At 68.3% G+C, this 19,074-nt stretch carries 15 protein-coding genes; 2 read left to right on the forward strand and 13 right to left on the reverse strand.

Features of this window, described 5'->3' with window-relative positions:
• Positions 1-53: 53 nt before the first annotated feature.
• The 13 genes from metK to D5S18_RS35135 form a co-directional block, all read right to left on the reverse strand.
• Entirely contained in the window at positions 54-1,265 is a 1,212-nt protein-coding gene (metK, locus tag D5S18_RS33495; RefSeq protein ID WP_120045139.1) for a methionine adenosyltransferase, read from the reverse strand.
• Positions 1,266-1,478: 213 nt separating this feature from the next.
• Positions 1,479-2,705 carry a bifunctional phosphopantothenoylcysteine decarboxylase/phosphopantothenate--cysteine ligase CoaBC gene (gene coaBC, locus D5S18_RS33500; protein ID WP_120045140.1) on the reverse strand — a complete coding sequence of 409 codons (1,227 nt, stop codon included), beginning with the start codon at positions 2,703-2,705 and terminating at the stop codon, positions 1,479-1,481.
• Between the two features lie 96 nt (positions 2,706-2,801).
• A complete protein-coding gene (gene rpoZ, locus D5S18_RS33505; protein ID WP_120045141.1) occupies positions 2,802-3,083 on the reverse strand; it encodes a DNA-directed RNA polymerase subunit omega in 282 nt (93 codons plus the stop codon).
• A gap of 28 nt (positions 3,084-3,111) precedes the next feature.
• Positions 3,112-3,696 (reverse strand): guanylate kinase, encoded by a 585-nt coding sequence (gene gmk / locus D5S18_RS33510; protein WP_120045142.1) that lies wholly within the window; start codon positions 3,694-3,696, stop codon positions 3,112-3,114.
• Positions 3,697-3,701: 5 nt separating this feature from the next.
• Positions 3,702-4,025 carry an integration host factor, actinobacterial type gene (gene mihF, locus D5S18_RS33515; protein WP_120045143.1) on the reverse strand — a complete coding sequence of 108 codons (324 nt, stop codon included), beginning with the start codon at positions 4,023-4,025 and terminating at the stop codon, positions 3,702-3,704.
• A gap of 800 nt (positions 4,026-4,825) precedes the next feature.
• A complete protein-coding gene (pyrF, locus tag D5S18_RS33520; protein ID WP_120045276.1) occupies positions 4,826-5,647 on the reverse strand; it encodes an orotidine-5'-phosphate decarboxylase in 822 nt (273 codons plus the stop codon).
• A 34-nt stretch (positions 5,648-5,681) separates the two neighbouring features.
• Positions 5,682-9,041: a carbamoyl-phosphate synthase large subunit gene (gene carB, locus D5S18_RS33525; protein WP_120045144.1), complete on the reverse strand. Its 3,360-nt coding sequence runs from the start codon at positions 9,039-9,041 to the stop codon at positions 5,682-5,684.
• On the reverse strand, positions 9,041-10,156 hold the full coding sequence (carA, locus tag D5S18_RS33530; RefSeq protein WP_120045145.1) for a glutamine-hydrolyzing carbamoyl-phosphate synthase small subunit: 1,116 nt from the start codon (positions 10,154-10,156) through the stop codon (positions 9,041-9,043). The genes carB and carA overlap by 1 nt, the downstream gene beginning before the upstream one ends.
• Positions 10,153-10,662, reverse strand: a complete 510-nt coding sequence (locus tag D5S18_RS33535) for a PH-like domain-containing protein (RefSeq protein ID WP_120045146.1) — start codon at positions 10,660-10,662, stop codon at positions 10,153-10,155. Before D5S18_RS33535 ends, carA begins: the two co-directional genes overlap by 4 nt.
• Before the next feature lies 1 nt (position 10,663).
• The gene (locus D5S18_RS33540) at positions 10,664-11,965 is read right to left on the reverse strand and encodes a dihydroorotase (RefSeq protein WP_120045147.1); all 1,302 of its coding nucleotides are present in this window, start codon (positions 11,963-11,965) and stop codon (positions 10,664-10,666) included.
• A gap of 34 nt (positions 11,966-11,999) precedes the next feature.
• Positions 12,000-12,959 carry an aspartate carbamoyltransferase catalytic subunit gene (locus tag D5S18_RS33545; protein ID WP_120045148.1) on the reverse strand — a complete coding sequence of 320 codons (960 nt, stop codon included), beginning with the start codon at positions 12,957-12,959 and terminating at the stop codon, positions 12,000-12,002.
• The gene (pyrR, locus tag D5S18_RS33550) at positions 12,959-13,594 is read right to left on the reverse strand and encodes a bifunctional pyr operon transcriptional regulator/uracil phosphoribosyltransferase PyrR (RefSeq protein WP_120045149.1); all 636 of its coding nucleotides are present in this window, start codon (positions 13,592-13,594) and stop codon (positions 12,959-12,961) included. Before pyrR ends, D5S18_RS33545 begins: the two co-directional genes overlap by 1 nt.
• Positions 13,595-13,739: 145 nt before the next feature.
• Positions 13,740-13,880, reverse strand: a complete 141-nt coding sequence (locus D5S18_RS35135) for a hypothetical protein (protein ID WP_158608043.1) — start codon at positions 13,878-13,880, stop codon at positions 13,740-13,742.
• Between the two features lie 192 nt (positions 13,881-14,072).
• Here D5S18_RS35135 and D5S18_RS33555 point away from each other — a divergent pair, with 192 nt between their 5' ends.
• Together D5S18_RS33555 and D5S18_RS33560 are read left to right on the forward strand one after the other, a co-directional pair.
• Positions 14,073-18,320 carry a glycoside hydrolase family 38 N-terminal domain-containing protein gene (locus D5S18_RS33555; RefSeq protein WP_203237044.1) on the forward strand — a complete coding sequence of 1,416 codons (4,248 nt, stop codon included), beginning with the start codon at positions 14,073-14,075 and terminating at the stop codon, positions 18,318-18,320.
• Positions 18,317-19,030 carry a DUF7158 domain-containing protein gene (locus tag D5S18_RS33560; protein ID WP_120045151.1) on the forward strand — a complete coding sequence of 238 codons (714 nt, stop codon included), beginning with the start codon at positions 18,317-18,319 and terminating at the stop codon, positions 19,028-19,030. Before D5S18_RS33555 ends, D5S18_RS33560 begins: the two co-directional genes overlap by 4 nt.
• Positions 19,031-19,074 lie beyond the last annotated feature (44 nt).

Raw genomic sequence — 19,074 nt, forward strand, 5'->3', positions numbered from 1 at the left:
CCGGCGATTTCGGCTCCGGGGCGGGGTCGGCGGACTCCGCTGTCACGCGGACCTTAGAGGCCGACGGCCGCGCGCAGCTTGTCGGCGCGGTCGGTGTGCTCCCAGGGCAGGTCGACATCGGTGCGGCCGAAGTGGCCGTAGGCCGCGGTCGGCGCGTAGATGGGACGCAGCAGGTCCAGGTCGCGGATGATCGCGCCGGGACGCAGATCGAACACCTCGGAGATGGCGGTGGAGATCTTGGTCGGATCGACCTTCTCGGTGCCGAAGGTCTCCACGAACAGGCCGACCGGGGCCGCCTTGCCGATGGCGTAGGCCACCTGAACCTCGACCCGGTCCGCGAGACCGGCCGCGACGACATTCTTGGCGACCCAGCGCATGGCGTAGGCGGCCGAGCGGTCCACCTTCGACGGGTCTTTGCCGGAGAACGCGCCGCCGCCGTGGCGGGCCATCCCGCCGTAGGTGTCGACGATGATCTTGCGGCCGGTCAGGCCCGCGTCACCCATCGGGCCGCCGAGGACGAACTTGCCGGTCGGATTGACCAGCAGCCGCACATTCGCGATATCGAGCGTGGGCAGATCGAGTTCGGCCAGCACCGAATCGACCACCTTTTCCCGGATATCGGGCGTCAGCAGATTCTCCAGATCGATATCGGCGGCGTGCTGGGTGGAGATCACCACCGTGTCCAACCGGACCGGACGATCACCCGCGTACTCGATGGTGACCTGCGTCTTGCCGTCGGGCCGCAGGTAGGGCAGCACACCCGACTTGCGGACCTCGGTGAGCCGACGCGAGAGCCGATGTGCCAGCGCGATCGGCAGCGGCATCAGCTCGGGGGTGTCGGTGGTGGCGTAGCCGAACATCAGGCCCTGGTCGCCCGCGCCCTGCTGCTCGATCTCGTCGTCCGAACCGCCGACCCGCGCCTCGTGCGAGACATCCACGCCCTGGGCGATATCCGGCGACTGCGCGCCGATGGCGATATTCACGCCGCAGGAATTGCCGTCGAAACCCTTTGCCGAGGAGTCGTATCCGATCTCGAGCACCTTTTCCCGGACTATTTTCGGGATATCGGCGTAGGCGGAGGTGGTGACCTCCCCGGCCACATGCACCTGACCGGTGGTGACCATGGTCTCGACCGCGACTCGGCTGCGCGGATCCGCCGCGAGCAACGCGTCGAGGATGGAATCGCTGATGGCGTCACAGATCTTGTCCGGATGACCCTCGGTCACGGACTCACTGGTGAATAGGCGGCTGCCAGTCGTACCCACAGTATTTCCCTCTCCCTCAACGGGTTACTCGTATTCGGCTGCGACAGTATCGTGCTGGGACGACCTCGCACACCCTTCGAATCAGACTATCCAAACCCTGGACCCGGCGGACCATCGGCGAGCCACTATCCCAGACAGTACGTCCGCGCGAGGGTTGCGACACGTCGGGCAAATCGACCGGTGCGCGATCTCAGCGCGCGGCCGACCGGAATCTCACCGCAGCAGCGGCCCAAGCGCGTCGAGCACTCGCGACGCCAGCAGCGCCTTCGACCCGTGATCGAGCGCGTGTTCGGCGCCGTCCGCGCCGAGCAGCCAGCCGTCGTTGGTGTCGACCTCGAACGCCTTGCCCTCACCGACGGCATTGACCACCAGTAGGTCGCAGCCCTTGCGGGCCAGTTTGGCGCGGGCATGGGTGAGCACGTCGCCGTGCTCGTCGCCCGTTTCGGCGGCGAAACCGACAATGGCGGTGCCGGGTAGCTGACCGTCCCGACGCGCCTGCACCAGACCGGCCAGGATGTCGTCGGTTTTGGTGAGCTCGATCGAAGTGGGTTCGCCCGCACCCTTTTTGATCTTGGCGGCGGCCACATTGGTGGGCCGGAAATCGGCCACCGCGGCCGCCATGATCACCGCGTCCGCGCCGACGGAATGCTTGTCGACCGCCGTCTTCAACTGCTCGGCGGTGGTGATGTGCACCAGATCGACGGCGGCGGGGGCGGCCATCTCGATGGTGTTGCCCGCGATGAGCGTCACCAGCGCGCCGCGCTGGGCCGCCACTCTGGCCAGGGCGTAACCCTGCTTGCCGGAACTGCGGTTGCCGAGGAAGCGCACCGGATCCAGCGGCTCCCTGGTGCCGCCCGCCGTGATGACGACGCGGCGACCCTCGAGATCGCGCGGAACGGCGTCGGACCGCTCGAGCAGCAGCGCGGCCAACCCGAAGATCTCCTCGGGTTCGGGCAGTCGACCCGGACCGGTGTCGGTGCCGGTGAGCCGACCGGAGGCGGGTTCCATGACGATCGCGCCGCGCTCGCGCAGCGTCGCCACATTGGCCCGCGTCGCCGGATGCTCCCACATCTCGGTGTGCATGGCCGGAGCGAACAGCACCGGACATCGGGCCGTCAGCAGGGTGGCGGTGAGCAGATCGTCGGCGCGGCCCTGCGCGGCCCGCGCCATCAGGTCGGCGGTGGCGGGGGCGATGACCAACAGGTCCGCCTCCTGGCCCAGCCGGACATGCGGCACCTCGGGCACATCGGCGAACACCTCGGTGTGCACCGGATTGCCCGACAGCGCCTCGAAGGTGGCCTTGCCGACGAATTGCAGCGCCGACTCGGTGGGGATGACCCGCACCCGGTGTCCGGTCTCGGTGAACCGGCGGACCAGCGAACACGCCTTGTAGGCGGCGATGCCACCGCTCACGCCGACCACGATTCTCGGGGATGCCACTGCGGCCGCTGCGTCCTTTTTTGTCGCCGCGCCTTGGGCGCCCTTGGTTGTCACAGCGCCTCCAGGCTGGAAAATATGGTCACCGCCGGACCGGACTCACTCGCCTTCGGAGTGCTCGAGCAGGTCGGAGTGGATCTCGCGCATGGCCACCGACAGCGGCTTCTCCTGCAGACCCGGCTCGACCAGCGGGCCGACGTATTCGAGGATGCCGTCGCCGAGCTGGTTGTAGTAGTCGTTGATCTGGCGGGCCCGCTTGGCGGCGTAGATGACCAGGGCGTACTTGGACGAGGTGCGCTCGAGCAGCTCGTCGATCGGCGGGTTGGTCAGGCCGATCGGCGTGTCGTATGCGGGCGCGGTTTTGGTGTCCGTACTGCTCACTAGGGGGGCTCCTGCAGGGTGGGAGGGTTCACGAATTCGAATTTGTGCTAACGAACAACGATACCAACTGCTCACAGGCGCTGGTCACCTCGTCGTTCACGATGACCGTGTCGAACTCGTCACATGCCGCCAATTCGATCCGCGCGGTCTCCAGGCGACGGGCGATGACCTCGGGCGATTCGGTGCCGCGGCCGGTGAGCCTGGCCACCAGCTCGTCCCAGCTGGGCGGGGCCAGGAAGACCAGCATGGCCTCCGGGATGGCCGCGCGAATCGAGCGGGCGCCGTTGAGGTCCACCTCGATCAGGACCGGTTTGCCCTTGGACAGGGCGGCCCGCACCGGTTGTGCGGGGGTTCCGGAGCGTTGCAGTCCGCCGTGGATATCGGCCCATTCGAGCAGTTCGCCCGCCGCGATCATGGCGTCGAAGCGCTCGCGGGCCACGAAGTGGTAGTCGCGGCCGTCGACCTCACCGGGCCGCGGCGCCCGCGTCGTTGCCGACACGCTGAAAACCAGTTCGGGCAGGCGTTCCCGCACGCACCGAACGACCGTGGACTTACCCACGGCCGAGGGGCCGACCAGAACTACCAGCCGACCCTTCCGCGTGTGTTCGACCACCTCTGTCAGGAAGCGTCGAAGTCGAAGCGCTTGAGCAGCGCTTTGCGCTGCCGATCGCCCAGACCCCGCAGCCGCCGGGTGGGGGCGATCTCCAGCTCCGTCATGATCTCCGCCGCCTTGACCTTGCCCACCTTCGGCAGGGCCTCGAGCAGCGCCGACACCTTCATCTTGCCGAGAATCTCATCGGTCTCGGCATCGGTGAGCACCTGCTTCAGGTTGGTGCCGCCACGCTTCAAGCGCTCCTTGAGCTCCGCCCGAGCGCGGCGAGCGGCAGCCGCCTTCTCCAAAGCAGCGGCGCGCTGCTCGTCAGTCAGCTGGGGAAGGGCCACGGTTCCTCCGTCTCATCGTTCATTGCATCAACTCCTGCCAGTAACCCGGCAGTCTCAGCGACCGTACCCACGACGATCGCCGATTGCGAACCCACCCCCCAGGTCAGCGCATGATTCCGCATGGCGTACCGGGGCGGTGGGCCGGATCCGCACGCGGACCCGATCGCTGCGGCGATAGTACCGCCGAAATCGCGAAATGCCGCCTCAGCAGGGAGTTTTCACCCGTCTCCCCCGTTTGCGGAGCGGTTGCGGCGGGAGCGGGCACCGGTCGGGCAACCGGGTGCGGTCGCGACCTGGAAGTTTCTCGAAATTCCCCGCGTGTCGCACCCGCCGTTCGCGTGTCGCAGGACACATTCGACGGGGGGAACGCTTGCGGCGGAGGGTATTTCGAGTGATTCGACACGGTTGCCGGATTCGGCGGTCCCAGTTCCCGGTCCAAAATTCTCGTGGCGATTTCCCGCGCCTGGCGATAGGTGGGCGCACACCGCGGCGGCTCGGGTAGCTCGAATTCACGCGATGGCGCAACTGGGCCATCACATGACCGCGTCCGGTGCTGCTCGCCATCGGGTGCTGCGGTCGGCGGGCGACGCGACGCCTTGACGGCCGATACCGTGGCGATCGATTCGGGCAGTCGCACTATCGCTGCCGTCATCCGAACACCTGTGCGGCCGAAAAAGGGCGCAGCGGGGCATCCAGGGGCCTTACCGGGGCATCGAACGGACGTTCCGACGCCCCGGTGACGACGCGGTAACGAAATCGGCCCGCACCGAGGCGGCGCGGGCCGAGGGAAAGCTGCCGAATCAGTGCTGAAGGAAGCCGAACACATCCTGCAATTCGGCGACCTTGGCCCGCAGCGCGGGCACCTCCGGTCCGGCCCCGAGCACCTCGCGTGCGACATTCGGCACAGCCGCGTGGAACATCGACTCGGGCAGCAGCGCCCGGATCGATTCCGGTCCGCCGCCCTGCGCACCCACGCCCGGCATGAGCACGGGCCCATTGAGCCGCGACATGTCGGGCGCGTCGGTCAGCGTCGCGCCGACCACCACGCCGACCGCGCCGAACTCGGCTCCCGCATTGCGTTCGGCCGCCGCGTCGACCATGGCCTGCGCCACCGCGCGACCGTCGACCAGCGCCCGCTGCACCTGCGCCCCTTCGGGATTCGAGGTGGCGGCCAGCACGAAGACCCCGCGCCGGTTGGCTGCGGCGAGATCGAGGGCCGGGGCCAGCGCGCCGAAACCGAGGTACGGCGAGACCGTCACCGCGTCCGCGCCCAGCGGCCCGTCACCGAGCCAGGCGTGCGCGTAGGCGTCCATGGTCGACCCGATATCGCCGCGCTTGGCATCGGCCAGCACCAGCGTGCCCGAGCCGCGCAGCACCCCGATGGTGCGCTCGAGCACCGCGATCCCGCCGGAGCCGTAGGTCTCGAAAAAGGCGACCTGCGGTTTGACCAAGGCCACCTGCCCGTCGAACGCCTCGACGCAGATCTCGGCGAAAGTCTCCAGACCGTCGACATCGGCGTTGAGACCCCAGGCCCGCAGCAGCGCGGGATGCGGGTCGATACCGACGCACAGCGGCCCGAAATGCCGCATGGCGCGGCGCAATCGGTGACCGAAGGTGTGCACGGCCGTCCCCTCTCGCTCCTGGAGTCGCGTCTGGTCAGCCACGCAGCACCGAATGCAGTTCCTGCAGCGAGCGCACCCCGATACCGCCGTTGATGGTGGCCTCGATGCCCTGGACGGCGGCCGCCGCGCCCTGCACCGTGGTGATGCACGGGATATTCGTGGCGACCGCGGCGGTGCGGATCTCGTAGCCGTCCACGCGCGGACCGGAATTCCCGTAGGGGGTGTTGAACACCATGTCCACCTCGCCGTCGCGGATCTGCTCCACAATCGAGGGCAGGGTCTGCTCCGACGCGGCGCCCGGCTCCGGATCGGAGTGCTTGCGCACCTGCTCGCACGGGATTCCGTTGCGGCGCAGCATTTCCGCGGTGCCCTCGGTGGCCAGGATGCGGAAGCCCAGATCGTGCAGCCGCTTGACCGGGAACACCATGGCCCGCTTGTCGCGATTGGCGATGGAGACGAAGACCGTGCCCTCGGTGGGCAGCGAACCGTAGGCCGCGGACTGGCTCTTGGCGAAGGCGGTGCCGAAATCGGCGTCGATACCCATCACCTCGCCGGTCGACTTCATCTCCGGGGACAGCAGCGAGTCGACGCCGCTGCCGTCGGCCCGACGGAACCGGTGGAACGGGAGCACCGCCTCCTTGACCGCGACCGGCGCGTCCAGCGCGACATGGCCGCCATCGCCCTCGGCGGGCAGCATGCCCTCCGCGCGGAGTTCGGCGATGCTCGCGCCCAACATGATCCGCGCGGCGGCCTTGGCCAGCGGCACGGCGGTGGCCTTGGAGACGAACGGCACGGTGCGGCTGGCGCGCGGATTGGCCTCCAGCACGTAGAGGACATCGTCCTTCAGGGCGTACTGCACATTGAGCAGACCCTTGACCCCGATCCCCTTCGCCAGGGCCGCGGTGGAGCGGCGCACCGCCTCGATATCGCTGCGGCCCAAGGTGATCGGCGGCAGCGCGCACGCCGAGTCGCCGGAGTGGATACCCGCCTCCTCGATGTGCTCCATCACGCCGCCGAGGTAAACCTCGGCGCCGTCGCACAGCGCGTCGACATCGATCTCGATGGCATCCTCGAGGAAGCGGTCCACCAGCACCGGATGCTCCGGGCTGAGTTCGGTGGCGCGGGTGATGTAGCCCTCCAGGGAGGTCTCGTCGTAGACGATCTCCATACCGCGCCCGCCGAGCACATAGGACGGCCGCACCAGCACCGGGTAGCCGATGGTCGCGGCGATCTTGCGCGCCTGCTCGAAGGTGGTGGCGGTGCCGTACTTGGGCGCGGGCAGTCCGGCCGCGACCAGCACATCGCCGAATTCGCCCCGGTCCTCGGCCAGGTCGATGGCGGCGGCGCTGGTGCCGACCACCGGGACGCCCGCCTCGGTCAGCCGCTGCGCCAGACCCAGCGGGGTCTGACCGCCGAGCTGCACGATAACGCCCGCCACCGAACCGGATTCGGTTTCCGCGTGATAGACCTCGAGCACATCCTCGAAGGTGAGCGGTTCGAAGTAGAGACGGTCGGCGGTGTCGTAGTCGGTGGACACGGTCTCGGGATTGCAGTTGATCATGACCGTCTCGTATCCGGCCTGCGACAGGGTCTGTGCCGCATGCACGCACGAGTAGTCGAATTCGATGCCCTGACCGATCCGGTTCGGACCCGATCCCAGGATGAGGACCTTCGCGCGGTCGCGCTGCGGCGCGACCTCGGATTCGGCGGCCGGATCCAGTTCGTAGGCCGAATAGTGGTACGGCGTCTTGGCCTCGAATTCGGCGGCGCAGGTGTCGACGGTCTTGAAGACCGGGCGCACGCCGAGCCGGTGCCGCAGTGCGCGCACCCCCGTCTCGCCCGCGAGTTCCGGTCGCAGCGCGGCGATCTGACGATCGGACAGGCCGTGATGCTTGGCCCGCCGCAGCAGCGGCTCGTCCAGCACCGGGGCCGCCATGACCTCGGCGCGCAATTCGACCAGCCCCGCCACCTCGGCGACGAACCACGGATCGATCCCGGAGGCGGCGGCCACCTCCTCGATGCCCGCGCCGTAGCGCAGCGCCCGCTCCACCTGATAGATCCGCCCCTCGGTGGGCACCTTCAGATCGGCCAGGATGGCGGCGATGGCCTCCGACACCGACTGCGGGTCATCGGGATTCGCGGGCGCCCACGGTCCGTCGGCGACGGTCCAGAAGCTCGCGGCCTTGGTCTCCAGCGAGCGCAGCACCTTGCCGAGGGCCTCGGAGAAATTGCGGCCCAGCGACATGGCCTCGCCGACCGATTTCATGGTCGTGGTCAGTGTCTGGTCCGCGCCGGGGAACTTCTCGAACGCGAAACGCGGGGCCTTGACCACGACGTAGTCGAGCGTCGGCTCGAAACAGGCCGGGGTTTCCTTGGTGATGTCGTTGACGATCTCGTCGAGGGTGTAGCCGATGGCCAGTTTGGCGGCGATCTTCGCGATCGGGAAGCCCGTCGCCTTGGAGGCCAGCGCGGAGGAGCGCGACACGCGCGGATTCATCTCGATGACGATGAGCCGCCCGTCCTTCGGGTCGACCGCGAACTGGATATTGCAGCCGCCGGTGTCCACGCCGACCTCGCGCAGAATGGCGATGCCCAGATCGCGCAGCTTCTGGTACTCCCGGTCGGTGAGGGTCATGGCGGGGGCGACGGTCACCGAATCGCCGGTGTGCACACCCATCGGGTCCACGTTCTCGATCGAGCAGACCACCACGACATTGTCGCGGCCGTCGCGCATGAGCTCGAGCTCGTATTCCTTCCAGCCGAGGATGGACTCCTCGATGAGCACATTCGCCGTCGGCGAGGCGGCCAGGCCGCCGCCCGCGATGCGGTCCAGGTCGTCGTGGTTGTAGGCCATACCCGAACCGAGACCGCCCATGGTGAAGCTGGGCCGCACGACGACCGGGAAGCCGAGTTCGGTGACCGTGTCGCGCACCTCGTCCATGGTGAAACACACGCGGGAGCGGGCACTCTCGCCGCCCACCTTGGCCACGATGTCCTTGAACTTCTGCCGGTCCTCGCCGCGCTGGATGGCTTCGAAGTCCGCGCCGATCAGTTCGACGCCGTACTTCTCCAGGATGCCGCGCTCGTGCAGGGCGACCGCCGTATTCAGCGCGGTCTGCCCGCCGAGGGTGGCCAGGATCGCGTCGGGGCGTTCCTTCTCGATGACCTTCTCGACGAATTCGGGAGTGATCGGCTCCACGTAGGTGGCATCGGCGAATTCCGGGTCGGTCATGATGGTGGCCGGATTGGAATTGACCAGCGAGACCCGCAGGCCCTCGGCGCGCAGCACCCGGCATGCCTGGGTGCCGGAGTAGTCGAATTCGCAGGCCTGGCCGATGACGATCGGACCCGAGCCGATGACCAGGATGTGGTGTAGATCAGCGCGGCGTGGCATCAGGATCCCTCCATGAGACCGGCGAAGCGGTCGAAAAGATAGGCGGCGTCGTGGGGTCCGGCGGCGGCCTCCGGGTGGTACTGCACGGAGAAGGCGCGTCCGTCGACCAGGCGCACACCCTCGACGGTGCCGTCATTGGCGCAGACGTGGCTGACCTCGGCGCGGCCGTAAGGGGTGTCGAACTGCTCGCCCGCCTCGCCCTCGAGCGCGAAGCCGTGGTTCTGCGCGGTGATGGAGATCCGGCCGGTCTGCTGCTCGACGACCGGGATATTGATGCCGCGGTGGCCGAATTTCATCTTGTAGGTGCCGCGTCCGAGCGCGCGACCCAGGATCTGGTTGCCGAAGCAGATGCCGAACAGCGGCAGGCCGCGACCGAGCACACCCTTGGTCAGTTCGACCGCGCCGTCCTGGGTGGCCGGGTCGCCCGGACCGTTGGACAGGAAGACGCCGTCCGGGTTCAGCTCGAGGATCTGGTCGAGCGAGGTGTTGGACGGGACCACGTGCACCCGCATACCGCGTTCGGCGAACATGCGCGGGGTGTTGGTCTTGATGCCCAGGTCGACCGCGACCACGGTGAAACGGCGCTCGCCCACCGGGTCGATGGTGTAGAGGCCGCCGGTGCTGACCTCTTCGGCCAGATCCGCGCCCAGCATCGAGGGCTGACCGTTGACGCGGGCCAGCAGCTCGTCCACCTCGGCCAGGGCCGCGCCGGAGAAGATGCCCGCCTTCATGGAGCCGCGGGTGCGCAGGTGCCGCACTGCGGCGCGGGTGTCGATCCCCGCGATACCGACGACGTGCTGGGCGACCAACTGATCCTGCAGGGTGGAGTTGGCGCGCCAGTTGGAGGCGCGACGTGACGGATCGCGCACGGCGTATCCGGCCACCCAGATGCGCTGGGATTCGTCGTCCTCGTCGTTCCAGCCGGTATTGCCGATCTGCGGGGCGGCGGCCACCACGATCTGCCGGTGGTAGCTGGGATCGGTCAGGGTCTCCTGGTAGCCGGTCATCGCGGTGCAGAACACCGCCTCACCGAGCGTTTGCCCCTGCGTGCCGAAGGCGGAGCCGCGGAATACCCGGCCGTCCTCCAGCACCAGGGCGGCGGCGCTGTGCGTCATGCTTCGTCTTCTCCCGTCGTCGTGCTGGGCTGGGCCGCGACCCAGGCCGGGTACACCGTTTTGTCGTCACCGCGGAATCCGGTGTCGATCTCGGTTCCGGTCGGCAGCTTCCAGCGAATTACCAGCACACCATTTTCCGTCATCACCTTGCCCGCGTGCCCGCGCTCGGTGCGCACGGCGGAGATGGATTCGCGTGGAATCCAGATCGCCGCCGCGCCGTCGCGTTCGAGCAGAATGCCGCGCTCGAACCGGGTCAATTCGGCCGTCGCGCGAAACCCGAGGTCCCCCACCGCGATTCGGTCCTGCCAACTCGGCGCGATGGTGCTGCCGAGGTAGAGGCCGGTGGTGGGTTCGAGCAATTGCGCCCCCAATTCGGCGGGTACGGTGGGCAGTTCGCCGATGGCATCCACCTGGCGGCGGGCGCGATTGCGCCAACCCATGAACATCAGAAAGAGCAGCCCTGCGAAAACGATCACCAGGCCGCCCACCCACAGTGCGCGCTCCACCTCAGGCACCTCCCGCCGGTGCGGCCTTGCCGTCGCGGGCGGTGATCCGACCGCGCAGCACAGTGGCCGTGACCCTGGCCTGGAAGGTCATCTGATCGAAAGGGGTGTTGTGCGAGATGCTGGCCAATTCCTTGGCCCGCACCGTCCAGGCGGCATCCGGATCCACCAGCGTCAGATTGGCGGGCTCGCCCACCTCGATCGGGCGGCCGTGCTCGTCCAAGCCGACGATCGCCGCCGGACGCTCGCTCATCACCCTGGCCACCCCGCGCCAATCCAGCAGACCGGGTTCGACCATCGTCCGCGCGATGATCGCCAAAGCGGTCTCCAGACCGAGCATGCCGGGGCGGGCAGCCGCGAACTCACAGCATTTGTCCTGGTCGGCATGCGGGGCGTGATCGGTGGCCACGCAGTCGATGACACCGTCGGACAGCGCCCGACGCAGCGCGGCGGCATCGGAGGCCTCACGCAGCGGCGGATTGACCTTGTTGACCGCGTCGTAGGTCTCCAGGCGCGTATCGTCGAGCAGCAGGTGATGCGGGGTGACCTCGGCTGTAATCGAAATCCCCTGGGCCTTGGCCCATTTCACCAGTTCGACGGTGCCCGCCGTGGAGGCGTGACAGATGTGCACGCGGGCGCGGGCATCACGGGCCAGCAGCGCGTCGCGCGCCACGATCGACTCCTCCGCCGCGCGCGGCCACCCGGCCAACCCGAGTCGGGCGGCGGTGGGGCCTTCGTGCGCGACCGCGCCCGCGGTGAGTCTCGGCTCCTCCGCGTGCTGGGCGATCAGCACCCCGAGCGAATTCGCGTACTCCAGGGCGCGCCGCATGATCAGCGGGTCATACACGCAGTGGCCGTCATCGGAGAACATCCGCACCCGACCGACACCGGCGGCCATGGTGCCCATCTCGGCGAGCTGCTTGCCCGCCAACCCGACGGTGACCGCGCCCACCGGGTACACATCGACCAGCCCGACCTCCCGGCCGCGCCGCCACACATGATCGGTGACCACCACCGAATCGGCCACCGGATTGGTGTTCGCCATGGCGAACACCGCCGTGTAACCGCCCAATGCGGCTGCGGCGGAACCGGATTCGATGGTCTCGGTATCCTCGCGACCCGGTTCGCGCAGGTGGGTGTGCAGGTCCACGAATCCGGGCAGCAGGATCTGCCCGGCGGCCTCGATGACCTCCGTCGTCTCGCTGTCGACCGTGCCGATGGCCGCGATCACGCCGTCGCGGATCAGCACATCGACCGGGTCGCCCTCGCCGTACGGGCGCGCGCCCCTGATCAGCACCTCGGACATGCCACCGCCTTTCGAACACCTTTCCAACCGTGGGTCATCCGATCGCCTCCTGCGTGCCGACCAGCAACCGGAACAGCACCGCCATCCGCAGATGCACACCATTGGTGACCTGCTGCAGCACCGCGGCCTGCGGGGAATCGGCGACCGAATGCGCGATCTCCATACCGCGCAGCATCGGACCCGGATGCAGCACCACCGCGCCCGCGTCCAACATGGCCAGCCTGCGTTCGGACAATCCGTAGTTGACCGAATACTCGCGGGCCGACGGGAAGAAACCGCCGTTCATCCGCTCGGCCTGCACACGCAGCATCAGCACCGCGTCCGCGCCGGGCAGTTCCGCGTCCAGGGAATGCGAGATGCGCGCGGGCCAGGCGTCCACACCGATCGGGAGCAGCGTGCGCGGCGCGACGAGCACCACCTCGGCGCCGAGGGTGTTGAGCAGGAACACATTCGAGCGCGCGACGCGGCTGTGCAGGATATCGCCGACGATCACCACCCGGCGGCCCTGAATATCGGCGAGTCGCTGCCGCAGCGTCAACGCGTCGAGCAGCGCCTGGGTGGGATGTTCGTGCGTGCCGTCGCCCGCGTTGATGATCGCGGGACCGTTCGCGCGCCCCTCGGCGGCGGCCCAACTGTCCATCCAGCGGGCGATCTGATGGGCCGCGCCCGAGGCCGGATGCCGCACGATCAGCGCGTCCGCGCCCGCCGCGTGCAGGGTCAGCGCCGTATCGCGCAGGGACTCGCCCTTGGAGACCGAGGAGCCGCTGGCGCTGACATTGATGACATCCGCGCTCATCCACTTGCCCGCGACCTCGAAGGAGACCCTGGTGCGGGTGGAGTTCTCGTAGAAGACCGTCATGACGGTGCGTCCGCGCAGGGTGGGCAGTTTGCGCACCTCGCGACCGAGCAGCGCCTGTTCGAAACGTTCGGCCTCGTCCAGCAGTTCGGTGGCGGTCTCGCGGCTCAGATCGGCGACGGAGAGAAGATGACGCATTATTCGCCGTCACCGCCCTGGTGCAGGTAGACACCGTCGCGCCCATCGCATTCGGTGAGCAGGACCGAGATGTCCTCGCTGCGGGAAGTGGGCACATTCTTGCCGACATAGTCGGCGCGAATCGGCAGTTCGCGATGACCCCGGTCGATGAGCACGGCCAGTTGCACCGCGCGCGGGCGACCCAGATCGCGCAGACCGTCCAGCGCGGAGCGGACCGTGCGACCGGAGAACAGCACATCGTCGACCAGCACCACCAGCGCGTCCTCGATACCGCCCTCCGGCACCGAGGTGCGCTCCAGCGGGCGGTGCGGGCGGGTGCGCAGATCGTCGCGGTAAAGGGTGATGTCGAGTGAGCCGAGCGCGGGGCGGACCCCGGTGAACTCCTCGATCTTGTCGGTGAGCCGCGCGGCCAGATAGGTGCCTCGGGTGGGGATGCCGATCAGCACCACCCTGGCATTCGGCTCGGCCGAATCCAGCGCCGTCTTCTCGATGATCTGATGCGCGATGCGCGCGATGGTCCGACCCACATCCGAGGGCGACAACAACTCCCGCCCCGCCGCGACCCACTCCGGGGTGTGCCGCTGGGATACTTCCGCGGCGCCGGACTTGGCGGCCCGATCTTCGGGCACGGCCATGCCGACCTCCTTCCCCGCCTCACCGGACGGTCCGTTAAAGGATGTCTTACGGCAAGCAGCCTAACAGCGCTCGAATCCCTCGTTTAACCAGGGATATCCCGCTGTGAGCGAGGACACGGGCACACCCGCGGCACATCGGCCGCGGCTACTCGCGGATCGCCCGGATATCCCCGACATTCGAGTCGTTCATCGCCACCGGCGCCCGCCGCGATTCGCGCTCCCGAACCACGGCCACCACGATCGCCGTCATCGCCACACCCGCAGCAGGCGCCCGCCTCTCCGTCATGGACTCCCCCTCGGGCCGAGGCCATAACGAATTCCGTTCTCGGTGGCGCGAATCCACCGATTCGCGCCGCGCACCCGGAGTGCGGCGGCGAGTACGCGGTGCGGCTTGCGGCATGTCGGTCGTGTCGGGTGGGCGCGTCCACTGGAATTCGGCGTGGGCGGGCGGATTTCGTGTGACCCTGGAGGGGTGAGCGTGCGCATCACCGATGCGGAATCGACCGAACTGTTCGTCGGGACCGTGGACGACCCGCGGCAAGTGCTGCGGGTGAGTTTGACTCGCGGCGCCGAGGATGGTCCGCTCACGGTGGCCGTCGCGGGCGACGGGGTTTGCGGGAGTGCGACCGCTGCGCAGGGCGAGGGCGATACCGCGGTCGAGGTCCCGGTCATGGTGTCGGGGCGCGGGGTCGGCGCCGAGGTTCCGGTGGAGATCACCGCAGGCCCGGCGACACTGAACGCCACGGTGATCGTGGCCGAACCCGGCTGGACCATGTACATGGTCTCGCACTTCCACTACGACCCGGTCTGGTGGAATACCCAGGCGGCATACACCCAGGTCTGGGACCTGGGGCGCAATGACGGCAGCACCCGCCCGGTCTGGGAGCACAATGGGTTCGATCTGGTGCGCGCCCATGTGGAAATGGCGCTGTCCGATCCGGACTACGCCTTCGTCCTGGCAGAGGTGGACTACCTCAAACCTTTTCGCGACACCTTCCCCGAATACCGTTCGGTGCTGCGGGATCTCATCGCGGCCGGTCGGGTCGAGATCATGGGCGGCACCTACAACGAACCCAACACCAATCTGGTCGGGTCCGAGGTGACCATTCGGAATCTGGTGTACGGCATCGGCTTTCAGCGGCGCATCATGGGGGCCGATCCGCGCACCGCCTGGCAGCTCGATGTCTTCGGCCACGATCCGCAGTTTCCCGGACTGGTCGCCGAGGCCGGGTTGACCAGCACCTCGTGGGCGCGCGGACCGTTCCACCAGTGGGGTCCGGTGCTGACGAAGTTCGGCGGCCGCGGCGGGGATGTGCGCAATATGCAGTTTCCGGCGGAATTCGAGTGGTTGGCCCCGTCCGGGCACGGGGTGCTCACCCACTACATGCCCAATCACTATTCGGCGGGCTGGGCGATGGACTCCTCGGCCACCCTCGCCGAAGCGGAGCAGCGGGTCTACCAACTGTTCCTGACCCTGAAAGCCGTTGCCGCCACCCGTAATTGCCTGCTGCCCGTCGGCACCGACTACGCGCCGCCGAACAAGTGGGTCACCGCCGTCCACCGCGACTGGAACGCGAAATACGTGTGGCCGAGATTCGTGTGCGGGCTGCCGCGCCAATTCTTCGCCGCCGTGCACGCGCAATCGCAGGCGCGCGGTATCCGACCGAGTCCGCAGTCCAGGGATATGAATCCGGTCTACACCGGCAAGGATGTCTCCTACATCGACACCAAGCAGGCGCAGCGCGCCGCCGAGACCGCGGCCACCGATGCGGAGAAGTTGGCCTGCTTCGCGGCTCTGCTCGGCGCGGGACGCTATCCCGAGGCCGCCATGGACAAGGTGTGGCGGCAGCTCGCCTTCAATGCCCACCACGACGCGATCACCGGGTCGGAGGCCGATCAGGTGTATCTGGATCTGGTCACCGGGTGGCGCGAGGCGCACGATATCGCGGCCGAGGTGCGCGATACCGCGCTCGCGGCCCTGCTCGGGCGGGTGGATACCGCCGGGGACGGGCGGGCGTTGGTGGTGGCGAACACGCTGTCCTTCCGGCGGAGCGAACCCGTTCGGATTCCGGTGCCCGACAGCGGCTTCCGAATTCTCGACGGTGCCGGCGCGGAGGTGCCCTGCGTGGTGGAGGCGGGGACCGCCACCTTCCGCGCCGATGCCGTTCCCGGTATGGGATGGCGCACTTGGCGGCTGGCGCCCGTGGAGAGTTCGGTGCCGGGCTGGGAATCCGTCGCGGGTGACACCATCGCCAACGAGTACTTCGCGGTGCGCGCCGATCCCGCGCGCGGCGGCGGGTTGGTGAGTATTCGCGATCTGACCCGCGATCGGGAGCTGCTGCGCGCCGAGGGGGTGGGCAATGAGCTGCGGGTGTATCGAGAGTACGCGCAGCATCCCGAATTCGGCGAGGGGCCATGGCATCTCCTGCCGACCGGGCAGATGGTCGGCGCCGCCGAGGCGGCGGCGACCGCGTTCCGGGTCGAGCGGTGTCCGGTGGGGCAACGGATTGTGGTGACCGGGACGGTCGGGGAGGTCGACTACGAGCAGACGGTCACGCTGTGGGACGGGATCGATCGGCTCGAGATGCGCACCGGAGTGCGCGATTTCACCGGCGGTGATCGGCTGCTGCGGGTGCGCTTCCCCATCGATATCCCCGGCGCGCGACCGGTGTGCGAGGTGGCGGGGGCGGTCATCGCTCGCGGTTTCGCGCTGCCGGATGAGGATTCAGCCAAAGCGCCTTGGACCCTGGACAATCCGGCGCACACCTGCTTCGCTCTGGGCAGCACCGCGCATTTGGCCCTGGTAGCCGATCGGGAGCTGGGCCGAGCCGCCATCGCGGTGGCCGAAATCATCGTCGCGGCACCGCCGTTCGCCGCAGACGCACGCGAACTGGTGCGGGCGCTGGCCCGGATCGGGGTCACCGCGACCACCTCCACCGCCGCGGGCAGCCGCTACGGGTGGCTGCACGTGGATTCCAATCTGCCGGATGTGCGATTAGTTCTCGGCGGACCCGAGGTCAATCCGGTGACGGCCGAACTCCTTGCGCAGGCCGGAACGAGCTACGCCGCCGAACTGCGGCGGCTGGTCGAGACCGATGGCGCGGCACGACTTTTCATTCCAGCCGAGCACGCGGTGGAGGACGCGTGGGTTCCCAACGCCGATTTGCGGGATGTGCGCGCCCTGCCCGCCGTGGTGCTCGCGGGACGCGACGACACCGCGCTCGCCGCCGAGATCGCCGCATTCGCCGCCGAATTCGCGGCCGAGACCGAGGCGCGGGTGTCCACGCTCGAAGTCGGCGCCACCCGGCTGTTGGATCCGCATACCGTCGGCATCCTCAGCCGCGGCATGCCGGGGTTCGCCATCGATCCCACCGGGGCCATGCATCTTTCGCTGATGCGCTCCTGCACCGGATGGCCCTCGGGTGTCTGGCTCGATCCGCCGCTGCGACGCACTCCGGATGGGTCGGCCTTCCAGCTTCAGCACTGGACGCACGAATTCGACTACGCGCTCATCTCGGCCGCGGGCGACTGGCGGGCGGCGGATCTGGTCGCGCAGGGGCATGCGTTCTCCACGCCGCCGCACGCTCGACTGGTCGAGGGCCACGGCGGTGACCTGCCCGCCGAATACGCGCTGCTACGAGTCGATCCGGAGCGCCGGGTCGAGGTGCAGGCGGTCAAACCTCTCGGCAATCCCTGCGCGAGCGGGGCGCCCGCCGTGGCGGGGACCGAGGAGGTGATGCTCCGGCTTGTCGAGACAACCGGACTTCCGGTGCGGGCCACGGTCGACTGCCCGCTCGGGTGGCGCAGCGCGCACGAGACGGACCTGCTCGAATCCGAGTCGCGCGGAGCGGAACTCGTCGTGAACGGGGAGCTCGTCGCGGAGTTGTCCGGGAGCCGGATCGCGACGATCTCGGCGACTCCGTCGCGTTCGGCGGCGACCGGGACCGTGCTCGGCCCGGATGCGGAACTCGCGCAACCGGTGTATTCGCGGTATTGGCTGCACAACAGGGGGCCTGCGCCGATGGGGTTCGCACCTGTGACTATCTCGGTGCGTCCTACCGTATGCACCGGGCGCACCTGCGAGGTTCAGGTTTCCATTGCGAGCCAGTACACCGAAACCGGCACGGAGGCAACGCTTACCGTCCTCGCGCCGGACGGTTGGTCGACCGATCCCGTGACGCGTCCGATCGTGCTACCGCCGGATGGGCACACCGTCTTCCCGCTGACCATCACGGCACCGGATCCGGTGCCACCCGGTCCGCATTTCGTGCGCGCCCAACTCTCGGTCGGTGCGGACACCCTCGAGGATGTGGTGACCGTCTTCGACGCGGCACAGCCTGCGGTTGGATCCGAGGTCGCCGCGGATACTCAATTGGCTGGAACTACCGAGGATTCCGCGCCGGCCTTCGGCCTCGAGCTCACCTCGATCACGGAGTCGATCACCCTCGCACCGGGTGGCGCCGCGACACTCATCGTCGAGCTCGCCAATCGGACCGGCGGCCTTATCGAGGGTGAGGCCATGCCCATCAGCCCGTGGGGCACTTGGGAGTTCATCGGCCCGCGCAGCACCGGATTTCGAGTAGAGGCTCGGTCCGACGGTGAAATCGTCTTCCCCCTCACGATTCCCCGCGACGCCCGCCCCGGCCACTGGTGGATTCTGGTCAAACTCATGTGGTTCGGGCGTATCCAGTACAGTCCCGCCATCTCGCTGACGGTGCCGTCGTGATTCGCCAGGACGGTCCGATCATCGGCTGGATCGATGACGACCCGATCCCCCGCGTCCGTCTGGACGATCGCCTCGCGGCCCTGCACCGCGGCTCCCGCGCCGCCGCCCTACCGCAGCCCGGCACCGGCGACTACCGGCAGTTGGTCCGCTGGACCGCCCACGTCCTGTGCACCGAAGAACTGTGCCGCCGAGTGCTTCCCGGCACGATGCGGAACCCTGTCGTCGAACTCGATTCGGTCTCCGCCATCCAACTCGGCTCGATCAATGCCGCCGCCTGGTATGCCGAACCTGCGGTCGCCGCTTGCTTCCGACGCCTCTTCCCCGAACCAGCCGCGACCGGCGCGGCCGAATCCTCACGCTGGTGGCAGCTCAGCTACTCGACTGGAGTCGGTCAACCTCCCTCTGCGCCAATACCTTTGACATCCATGGGCTGGACAACCCTGGACGACCTCCCACCCGTCCTCGCCGCCGCCACTCGAAACGCCATGCCCGGCCGGACAACCGGCCCCCACATCGATGAGAACCGCTGGTACTACCTGAGACTCGATCAGATGGCTGATCGACCGCTGCCGCAGCACCGCGACCAAGGCGACAGGCTCCGGGAATTCGCGCGCGAACTCGACCGACTGCGACGTCGATCCTTGGTCATGGCACCGGGTTTCGAACATCCGGGTGATCCGGCCCAGCCGGACAATACCCACCGCCACTGATCCCGACGCGAGGGTCGTCCCGGCCGATACGCCGGGACGACCCG

The organism is Nocardia panacis (genome assembly GCF_003598715.1).
In the GTDB taxonomy this organism is placed as follows: domain Bacteria; phylum Actinomycetota; class Actinomycetes; order Mycobacteriales; family Mycobacteriaceae; genus Nocardia; species Nocardia panacis.

What these genes read in the sequence shown, in the direction of transcription:
- carB (WP_120045144.1), bottom strand. Translation starts at nt 9,041, where the DNA reads ATGCCACGCCGCGCTGATCTACACCACATCCTGGTCATCGGCTCGGGT.
- D5S18_RS33540 (WP_120045147.1), bottom strand. Translation starts at nt 11,965, where the DNA reads ATGTCCGAGGTGCTGATCAGGGGCGCGCGCCCGTACGGCGAGGGCGAC.
- pyrR (WP_120045149.1), bottom strand. Translation starts at nt 13,594, where the DNA reads ATGGCCGTGCCCGAAGATCGGGCCGCCAAGTCCGGCGCCGCGGAAGTA.
- D5S18_RS35135 (WP_158608043.1), bottom strand. Translation starts at nt 13,880, where the DNA reads ATGACGGAGAGGCGGGCGCCTGCTGCGGGTGTGGCGATGACGGCGATC.
- D5S18_RS33545 (WP_120045148.1), bottom strand. Translation starts at nt 12,959, where the DNA reads ATGCGTCATCTTCTCTCCGTCGCCGATCTGAGCCGCGAGACCGCCACC.
- carA (WP_120045145.1), bottom strand. Translation starts at nt 10,156, where the DNA reads ATGACGCACAGCGCCGCCGCCCTGGTGCTGGAGGACGGCCGGGTATTC.